Origin of the sequence: Pseudomonas laurentiana, from assembly GCF_014648275.1 — a bacterium.
GTDB classification, from domain to species: Bacteria; Pseudomonadota; Gammaproteobacteria; order Pseudomonadales; family Pseudomonadaceae; genus Aquipseudomonas; species Aquipseudomonas laurentiana.
In genome coordinates, this window is the sequence record NZ_BMQU01000194.1 from 1 (window position 1) to 530 (window position 530).

Sequence of the window (530 nt, forward strand, 5' to 3'; positions counted from 1 at the left end):
AATTATACACCGTATAGTAATAAGAATGAGATCATTAAACAGAATAATCCTGTAGCTTCACTTAAGGCGAATCCTAAGATAGCGAATGGGAATAATTCTGATTTTAATGAAGGGTTTCTTGATGTACCGTTAATTAATGCAGCGAATACGATAGCGATTCCAATTCCTGCTCCTGTTAATCCGATAGTAGCAATACCTGCTCCAATATATTTAGCTGCTAATACTAATTGCATAATAATGATTATGATGTCTAACAATATTAGTAAAATAAAAAAAAAGTAGTCCTTATTAAAAAGGAAGGAAATAAAATTATTTCCATTCAATACTACTTTTATTAAAATTTTTATTTGTGTGGAATATGAAAAAAAAATGAGTAGGGAATAATTAAAATTATTGTAGATATCTTACTCATAATTAACTACGGTCCAATTATAAATAATAATATTATTATTTATTGTTTACTCTTCCAATATAGAATAAGATATTTTCTAAAGTTGAAACAACTGGTACGATAACTAAGAAGTAAGAGA

At 26.8% G+C, this 530-nt stretch carries 1 protein-coding gene; it reads right to left on the reverse strand.

The features are described from left to right. Positions 1 to 2 precede the first annotated feature (2 nt). Positions 3 to 233: an ATP synthase subunit C family protein gene (locus tag IE038_RS25775; protein WP_189396444.1), complete on the reverse strand. Its 231-nt coding sequence runs from the start codon at positions 231 to 233 to the stop codon at positions 3 to 5. Positions 234 to 530: the final 297 nt, after the last annotated feature.

Excerpts from the sequence above, each read along its gene's own strand:
- IE038_RS25775 (WP_189396444.1), bottom strand. The coding sequence starts at position 233 with ATGCAATTAGTATTAGCAGCTAAATATATTGGAGCAGGTATTGCTACT.